The organism is Pantoea sp. PNT03 (assembly GCF_014852515.1).
Lineage (GTDB): Bacteria > Pseudomonadota > Gammaproteobacteria > Enterobacterales > Enterobacteriaceae > Pantoea > Pantoea leporis.
The window spans coordinates 1-284 of sequence record NZ_JACVBT010000023.1; the positions used below are offsets into that span (position 1 = coordinate 1).

Annotated in this window: 1 rRNA gene; it reads right to left on the reverse strand. The window is 53.2% G+C overall.

The window, feature by feature from the left end:
• Positions 1–2 precede the first annotated feature (2 nt).
• Positions 3–118 (reverse strand): 5S ribosomal RNA (rrf, locus tag IB226_RS23100).
• Positions 119–284: the final 166 nt, after the last annotated feature.

Consider the following 284-nt stretch of genomic DNA (forward strand, 5'->3'; position numbering starts at 1 on the left):
ATGCCTGGCAGTTCCCTACTCTCGCATGGGGAGGCCCCACACTACCATCGGCGCTACGGCGTTTCACTTCTGAGTTCGGCATGGGGTCAGGTGGGACCACCGCGCTAAAGCCGCCAGGCAAATTCTTTGTGCAAAAACGAATGACATTCGCTTCCGCTGATTCTTTAATCCGTAAACAAGCTGAAAATATCCGGTCTCTCAGACCAAAACGCCTCTGGCGTTGTAAGGTTAAGCCTCACGGGTCATTAGTACCGGTTAGCTCAACGCATCGCTGCGCTTACACA